This window comes from Protofrankia sp. CiP1_Cm_nod4 (assembly GCF_982290645.1).
Genome location: NZ_CEVIVC010000021.1, coordinates 30,425 through 38,581 on the forward strand (window position 1 = coordinate 30,425; position 8,157 = coordinate 38,581).

5 protein-coding genes are annotated in these 8,157 nt (G+C 72.1%); 3 read left to right on the forward strand and 2 right to left on the reverse strand.

Annotated elements, in window-relative coordinates; translation table 11 throughout:
* Positions 1 to 1,911 (reverse strand): AAA family ATPase (locus AC5LSR_RS06700; protein WP_493464483.1); only part of this gene is annotated, 1,911 nt, incomplete at its 3' end.
* Positions 1,911 to 3,227, reverse strand: coding sequence for an exonuclease SbcCD subunit D (locus AC5LSR_RS06705; protein ID WP_250285449.1), 1,317 nt, complete (start codon positions 3,225 to 3,227; stop codon positions 1,911 to 1,913). The genes AC5LSR_RS06705 and AC5LSR_RS06700, both read right to left, overlap by 1 nt.
* Before the next feature lie 464 nt (positions 3,228 to 3,691).
* On the opposite strand from AC5LSR_RS06705, the gene AC5LSR_RS06710 reads away from it, so the two are divergent.
* From AC5LSR_RS06710 to AC5LSR_RS06720, 3 genes are all read left to right on the forward strand, one after another.
* Entirely contained in the window at positions 3,692 to 4,951 is a 1,260-nt protein-coding gene (locus AC5LSR_RS06710) for a glutamate-5-semialdehyde dehydrogenase (RefSeq protein WP_493464482.1), read from the forward strand.
* 310 nt (positions 4,952 to 5,261) lie between these two features.
* Positions 5,262 to 5,822, forward strand: coding sequence for a hypothetical protein (locus AC5LSR_RS06715; protein ID WP_250285447.1), 561 nt, complete (start codon positions 5,262 to 5,264; stop codon positions 5,820 to 5,822).
* A 503-nt stretch (positions 5,823 to 6,325) separates the two neighbouring features.
* A partial coding sequence (locus AC5LSR_RS06720; protein WP_493468257.1) for a glycosyltransferase family 2 protein occupies positions 6,326 to 8,157 on the forward strand: 1,832 nt, incomplete at its 3' end.

Genomic DNA, 8,157 nt, shown 5'->3' on the forward strand with positions numbered 1-8,157 from the left:
CGCTGTGCTCGCGGGCGCTGTGCTCGCGGGCAGCGGACCTGTCGGCGGGGTGTTCGCCGTGGTCGGTGCGCCCACCGCCGTACCCGCCGGACCCGCTGCGCCGGCCGCGCCGGCCCTGTCGCCGGCCGGGCCGGAGCCGGCCGGGGATGCTGTCCGCGCCGGGGCGCCCGGGCCAGCGGGCCCGGGGACGCTGGCGGCGGGCCCGGGCCCGCTGGCGGCGGGATCCACCTGGTTGGCCAGCGCGCGCGTCAGCGTGCGGATTCGTTCGTCGAGCCGGTCGGTGTCGCGGCGGGCGTCGGTGGCCTGCGCCGTGAGCCGGTTGGCGACGGCTCCGGCCGCGAGCTCGTCGTCCTTGCTGACATGGTCCGCGCGGGCCTCGGCCGGGTCGGGATGCGCGAGGGATCCGCAGACCGGGCAGGGCGAACCGGCGACCAGGGCGGCGCTGAGCTCCGCAGTGATCGCGTCGAAGCGTTGCTGGCGGATGTCACCGGCCTGCTCGCGGGCCAGTCGCGCGGCCTGCTCCACGTCGTGCGCATGGGTGAGGGCCTGCCCGCGCCGGCGCACGGCGGCGGCCAGCTCGGCAGCCATCCGTGCCTGCTCGCGCGCGCCTGGCAGGGCGGCCGCGGCGGCCCTGGCGCGGCTGTGCCCGGCCTCCAGAGCACGGCGCTGTTCCGGCAGTTCGGCGCGCAGGTAGCCGGTGAGGGTGGCGACGGCGGCCGCGTGCGTGTCGGCGTCGATGTCGGCCGCCGTGGCGGCGTCGTCGTCCGCGTCGGCGGCGGCCAGGATGTTCGCGAACTGCTCGAGGCGTCCCATGTCGGTGTGGGCGACCCGGGCCAGCCGGGCCAGCTCGTCGACGTCGACGTCGTGCCGGGCGCCGAGCAGTTCCAGGCAGCGGCGGGCGGCGTCCTCGGCCAGCCGCGTCCGGGTCAGCTCGTCCGCCCGCTCCCGCACCTGGTCCAGGGCGCGGCGGACGGTGGCGGCGCGGCGGGCGGCGGCCAGCTCGGTGGCCAGCTCCTCGGTCGCCGGGAGCTGCGCCTCGAGTGCCGCCAGCCTGGTGTCGAGCGCCCGCCGCTGCCGTTGGCGTTCGGCGAGCCCGCGGGCGAGGTCGAGCGACCCCTCGGCCTGCTGGCGGGCGTCGGCGGCCGCTCCGGCGTGCCGCGTGGCCGTGCGGGCGGCGGCGTCCGCGGCCGCGGCGAGCCCGGCGGCCCAGTCGGCGTCGGCCTCGAGATCGTCCGGTTCGGTGGCTGAGGCGGCCTCGGCGGCCCGGGCCGCCACCCGGGCGAGGTCGCCGCGCGCGGCGGCCAGCCGCTCGCCCGCGATCTTGGCCTGGTCGGCGAGCCACTGTTCGGCGTGCTCGAACCGGCTGACGGCGAACAGGCGCTTGAGCAGCCGTTCCCGCGTGTCGTGGTCGGCCTGGAGGAAGTCGGCGAAACGCCCCTGCGGCAGCATGATCACTTGGAAGAACTGCTCGGCGGTCATCCCGAGCAGCCGGCCGATCTCGAGCCCGACGTCCTCGTTGCGCTGGGCGACAGCCTCCCAGCCGGTGTCGGTCCGGCGCCTGAGCAGGGCGGTCGGGTTCACCCGGGAGCTGCCCTCGCCGCCGCGCCGGGGCCTGTCCCAGCCGGCTGTACGGGTGATCTGGTAGCGCTGCCCGGACACGCTGAACTCCAGCCGGACCTGTGGCTGGGCGTCCGCCTCGGCATGGTGGGAGCGCAGGTCCTTCGCGCGGGCCCGCAGCCCCGGGACGACCCCGTAGAGTGCGAAGCCGAGCGCGTCGAGCAGCGTGGTCTTCCCGCCGCCGGTCTCGCCGCACAGCAGTACCAGGCCGCCGGCCCCCAGCCGGTCGAAATCCAGCTCGACCTTCCCCGGGAAGGCTCCGAAGGCGGTGAGTTCCAGCCGGTGCGGGCGCATCAGGCCGCGTCCTCGGCCCGGCGGGCGTCGTCCAACGCCGCCTGTAACAGGGCCCGTTCACGCTCGCTCGATTCGGAGCGCACATGGGCGACGAACGCCTCGGCCACCGCGAGATCGGGACGCCCGTGGACGCGCCGGCCGTAGGTGAGCTCGTCGCCGGTGGCGTCGAGCGCGGGCTCGTGACTGAGGGTGAGAGCGAAGGGGAAGCGGCGTTGCAGGGCCGCCATCGCGTCCAGCGGGCGGACCGGGTCGGTGAGCACCACCGAGACGAAGTCGGCGGTGTGCCGTTCGTAGTCGGCGGTGGCCATCAGCTCCGCGAGCCGGCCGCGCAGCCGGGCGAGGCCGCGGTACACGGGGACCGGGATCTCCTCCAGCCCGCACAGGCCGTCCGCGTCGATCTCCACCAGCAGCGACGACTTGACGTCGCCCGCCTCGGAGAACGAGTAGGGCAGCGGCGAGCCGCTGTAGCGCAGGCCCTCGTCCAGCGCCTGTGGCCGGTGCAGGTGCCCGAGCGCGGTGTAGGTGACCCCGTCGAAGAGCTTCGCCGGGACGGCCGCGAGCCCGCCGACGCTGATGTCGCGTTCGCTGTCACTGCCCTGGCCGCCGCTGACCCAGGTGTGGGCGCAGACGATGCTGCGGCCGCCGCGCCGGGCCCGGTCGGCGTGCACGGCCCGCATGGCCCGGCCCAGCGTCGCGGCGTGCGACAGCGCCCTGCTACCACCGGTTACGACCGGATCATCCCTGCTCGAAGTCACAGTGTCACTATTCGTGCCCGTTGTGTCATTGGACGCCACCGGGCCATCGCTTTTCGCGTCCGTTGTGTCTCTGTTGTCTATTGCCGCACTCGTGCCGCCGGGGTGGGGCCCGTCGTAGCCGCCCGGGGCGGGAAGCGCCGGCAGGGCGTCGACCACCGCCGCCGGCTCCAGGTAGGGGAGCGGGTAGACGTGGACGGGCCCGTGCCCGTCCTCGACGGTGACGGGGGTGGCGATGGCGGACACGTCCGTCCTGATGCGCACCCGGGGGTCGAGCAGCCCGGCCTTGTCGCCGAGACGGGCGCCGGCGTCGTGGTTGCCGCTGATCACCACCACGTGCGCGCCGGCGTCCCGCACCCGGGACAGCGCCTCGTCGAACAGCCGCATCGCCGCGACCGGCGGGATGGCCCGGTCGTGGACGTCCCCGCTGACCACGACGAGGTCGACGCGTTCGGCCCGGACGACCTCGACGAGATGGTCGACGAAGGCGGCCTGCGCCGCCAGCAGGTCGAACCGGTGGAGGGTACGCCCGAAGTGCCAGTCGGATGTGTGCAGCACGAGCATGTCAGCACGGTAGGACGCGCCGCCGGCGCCTCCGCACGCGGGTACGGTTTGCGTGCGTGCCCGTCCCGCCACGGAAACCGTGACCGCGTCGCCGCCGGCTCGGGGGAGGCATCCTCGAGGCTGCCCTGACACGCCGGTAACCTCCACGCCGGTAACCTCGTAGTGCCACGGAAATGTGGGCCGTCCGGACGTCCCGGGCCGGCTCGCGGGCTCCCGAGCCGGCGCCGCCGAGCCGACGGGAGCCCCGGAGCCGGTGGGGCCCGGGCGCGGGAACATCGTTGTGCCGCCCCGACCCTCCGCGACCTGCGGCAACGTGGGCCTCCGGCGGCGCGGGCATGATCGCGCAGCCGTCGGTCCGCCGCCCCGCACACGCGGTCCTCCGGTGGCGCGGGAACATGATCGCGCCGTTTCCGGCCCGCTGGGGTGGCGTGTCGGACGAGCCGTCAGGTCGGGAGGAACTGGTCATGAACAGCCTTGCGGAGGATGTCCGCGAGACCGCGGTCCGGGCGCGTGACGCCGCGGCCGTGCTCGCTCCGTTGTCCCGCGCGGACAAGGACCGCGCGCTGCACGCGATGGCGGACGCGCTGATCGCCGGCACTGGGCTGATCCTGGCGGCCAACGGCGCGGACGTGGCCGCCGCGCGGGCCGCGGGCACCGGCGAGGCCATGGTCGACCGGCTCACCCTCACGTCCGGCCGGCTCGCCGCGATCGCGGACGGCCTGCGCCAGGTCGCGCTGCTCGAGGACCCGGTCGGCACGGTGGTACGCGGCCGGGTGCTCCCCAACGGGATCGAGCTGCGCCAGGTCCGGGTGCCGCTCGGCGTGGTCGGGATCATCTACGAGGCCCGCCCGAACGTGACGGTCGACGCCGCCGGCCTGTGCCTGAAAAGCGGCAACGCCGTGCTGCTGCGCGGCAGCGCCTCGGCCCTGCGTACCAACACGGCGCTGGTCGCGGCGCTGCGGGACGCGGTGGCCGCCGCCGGGCTGCCCGCGGACGCGGTCGCGCTCGTGCCCGGCGGCGGCCACGAGTCGGTCAAGCAGCTCATGCGCCTGCGCGGCCTGGTCGACGTGCTGATCCCGCGCGGCGGCGCCGGGCTGATCCGGACCGTGGTGGAGGAGTCCACCGTGCCGGTGATCGAGACCGGGGTCGGCAACTGCCACGTCTACGTCGACGTCGACGCGGACCTCGACCAGGCGCTGGCGATCGCCCTCAACGCGAAGACCCAGCGGCCGTCGGTGTGCAACGCGGCGGAGACGCTGCTGGTGCACGCGGATGTCGCGGACGCCTTCCTGCCGCGGGTGCTCGCGGCGCTGCGGCAGGCGGGGGTGACGGTCCACGGCGACGACGCGGTCCGCTCCCACGACTCCTCGGCGCTGCCCGCGACGGAGGAGGACTGGGCCGCCGAGTACCTGTCGCTGGACCTGGCGGTGCGGGTGGTGGACTCCCTCGACGACGCCGTCGCGCACATCCGCCGGTGGGGCAGCGGGCACACGGAGGCGATCGTGACCCGTTCGCTGGCCGCCTCCCGCCGGTTCATCGCGACCTGCGACAGCGCGGCGGTCATGGTCAACGCCTCGACCCGTTTCACCGATGGTGAACGGTTCGGTTTCGGCGCCGAGATCGGGATCTCCACCCAGAAGCTGCACGCCCGTGGGCCGATGGGCCTGACCGAGCTGACATCCACCACCTGGGTGGGCGTCGGCGACGGTCATCTGGTGGTTTAGCACGGGGACGCCAGCGGTGTGATCGTGTTTTTGTGGAGCCGGTGGTCCGCACTTGTGAACGCCGGGCGGAGGGGCGGCCCGCCGGTGCGGCATCCAGCCGGTGACCTGGCCAAACAAGGGGGATGCCGACAGCCGGACCATGGTGGCGGGTACGCTTCTGGCTCGGTAGGGGACAGCTCTGGAAATTCCGTTACTTGTCCCCTGGCCCGGACCGTGACCGGACCGGAGATGGTCTGCTCGTCCGCCCGTTTCGGGGGCGTCGGATGTCGAAATTCCATGGTGTGACTGTGCCAACGACGGAGGGAACGCCGTGTCGGATGAGGACGCGCCGACTGGTGCCGGGCCGCGCACGGTGGACGTGATTATTGTTCATGTGTGCGGCGTGGCGGGGCTGATCGCCGTGGTGGGTGCCTTCCTGCCGTGGGCGGGCGCGACCCTCGCCGACCGGGGCGCCGATCTGCTGCACAGCAACAGATCGGGGCTGGAGCTGTCCTGGCACGGCAAGGTGGTGCTCGGCCTGGGCATCCTCTGCGCCGTCATCAGCGTGCTGCTGTCCGAGCTCCCCCGCGTCCGCCCGCTCGGGCTGGCGCTGCCCGTCGCCGGCGGCGTCATCGCCGCCCTGAGTGTCTTGAAGATCAATTCTGGGGACGCGATAGCCGCCAGCCTCCTGCGGAAGCGGATCGGCACGTTCCAGACGGACAACCCGGTGGCCACCGCCGAGGTGGGCGTGGGCCTGTGGCTCTGTCTCGTGGCCGGTGCCGCGCTCGTCCTCGGTGGGCTTTTTCTCGGCTGGGCCGCGTGGCGGGCGGCTGGCGCTTCCGAGCGGCCCCCCGGTGGCGTGTCCAGCGGTGTCTCCGGTGGTGTGGCCTGATGGCGGCCGGCGCCCGTGACGTCCCTTGGAGCGTTCCCTGTGACGTCCCCTGCCTGTTGCCTCCGCGCGCCCGCGGGCCTGTGTCCGGGGGTGGTGTCCCACAGCCTCCATAGCGCCTCGGTGGCATGACGTCCTTGGCGGATCGCGCGACCGGCGCGGACCGATCCGGCTGTGACGCCACCGGCACGTGGGTCGACGCGCGCCCTCCCCGGGCCGGCGGGCCGCTGGCCGTGAACGCGCCGACGACGGACGAAGACCCTGGCATCCATCCCTGTCCCGACGTGGACCGGTTCACCGTTCACCGATCTGCATGCGACATGTGACCCGCATGCGACGTATGTCGTGGCGCTGACCGCAACCCGCGGGTGGCACGAGTCCTTGGAAGAGAATTGGCCTACGACTACACCTCCTTCTCGAAGCTCGCGGGTCCGCTCACCCTTCCGCCTGCTGACACAGAGTATCGCGTTGCCTACCGTAAGGTGATGGTAGGGCGGGAGCTCTGGATGGTGCTGCCGCTGTTGATAGCCACCGTCGGGTTGTCGTCGCTGTTCTTCGTCTGGCTGATCCAGCCGGGCCACTTCCCCAAGAGCAGGTATCTGCCGACACCGGTGCACATCGGCAACCTGGTCATGTTCTGGACGATCGTCGTCTCCGAGGGGATCCGGTTACTGAACTCGATCACCCTCTGCTGGGCCGCCTACATCATGCGCAACCCGGTGCCGGTCCGGCCGCCGGCGGGCCTGCGGATCGCGTTCACGACCACCATCGTCCCGTCGAAGGAGCCGTTGGACGTCGTACGCGACACCCTGATCGCGGCCCGGCAGATCCGTTATGGCACGCCCATCGACATCTGGCTGCTCGACGAGGGGGACGACCCGACAGTCCGCCAGATGTGCAAGGACCTCGGGGTCAACCATTTCAGCCGCAAAGGGGTGGAAAGGTGGAACCAGCCGAAGGGAAGATTCCGGGCCAAAACGAAGCACGGTAACCACAACTCCTGGCTGGACGCCCACGGCGGCTCCTACGACGTCGTGCTGTCGGTCGACCCCGACCACATTCCGCTGCCGAACTTCGCCTCGCGCATGCTCGGCTACTTCCGCGACCCCGATGTCGCCTTTGTCGTGGGACCGCAGGTCTACGGGAACTTCCACAGTTTCCTGACCCGGGGCGCGGAAGCGCAGAACTACATGTTCCACTCGGTCATCCAGCGGGCCGCGAACCGGTTCGACTGCGGCATGTTCGTCGGCACGAACCACGCATACCGGGTGTCGGCCTGGCGGCAGATCGGCGGGTTCCAGGATTCGATCACTGAGGATCTGGCCACCTCCTTCGCTGTACACGGAGAGTATCAGTCTGACTCTGGAAAGCACTGGAAGTCGGTATACACGCCGGATGTCGTAGCGGTTGGCGAGGGTCCTGCTACCTGGACGGACTTCTTCAGCCAGCAGCTGCGGTGGGCTCGGGGCTCCAACGAGGTCCTGGTCACCGAGTCGGTCCGCCGGCTGCGGAAGCTGCCGTGGGGGCACCGTCTGCACTACTCCACCCTGATGCTGCACTACCCGACCGTCGCCCTCACCTGGCTGATGGGAATGATGCTCACGGTCAGCTACATGGCCCTGGGGTCGACCGGGGTGACCGTGCAGATATCGTCCTGGCTGGCCCTCTACATCGACGTGGCCGTGGCCAGGCTGCTGCTCTACATCTGGCTGCGACGGTTCAACATCAGCCCGCATGAGGAGAAGGGCACCGCCGGCATCTCCGGGATCTTCGTCTCCATGCTGTGCACGCCGTTCTACTCGACCGCCTTCGTCGGCGCGCTGCTGCGGCGTCCGCTCGGTTTCGTGGTCACGCCCAAGGGGCAGAGCGCAAGCCCCGACCGGCTGCTGACCTTCCGTAAGCACATCTTCTGGGCGACGATATCCGGGATCTCCATCGCCACCGCGGTCGGCTTCGGCCATGTGTATCCGGCGAACATGGTCTGGGCGGCATTATCGTTGATCATCTGCCTGCTTCCCATCTTCATATGGTGGGGATCCCTGATCGCGGGCCGGCTGCGTCCCGTCGGCGAGCCCGGCCTGCTGCCGGCGGTGGCGTCCGAGCAGCCGGGCATACCTCGCCAGGCGACCGCGTCCGAAGCCTCGCTGAGCACCCCCGCGGCAAGCAGGCCCGCGGCAGCCAGGACGGCGGTGGCCGAGGCACCGGTTTCCGAGACCACGGCGGTCATCGCCATGGCGCCGCCGCCCGTGACGACGGAAAAGGCGTCCGCCGCGACGACGGAAAAGGCGTCCGCCGCGACGACGGAAAAGGCGTCCGCCGCGACGGCGGAAAAGGCGTC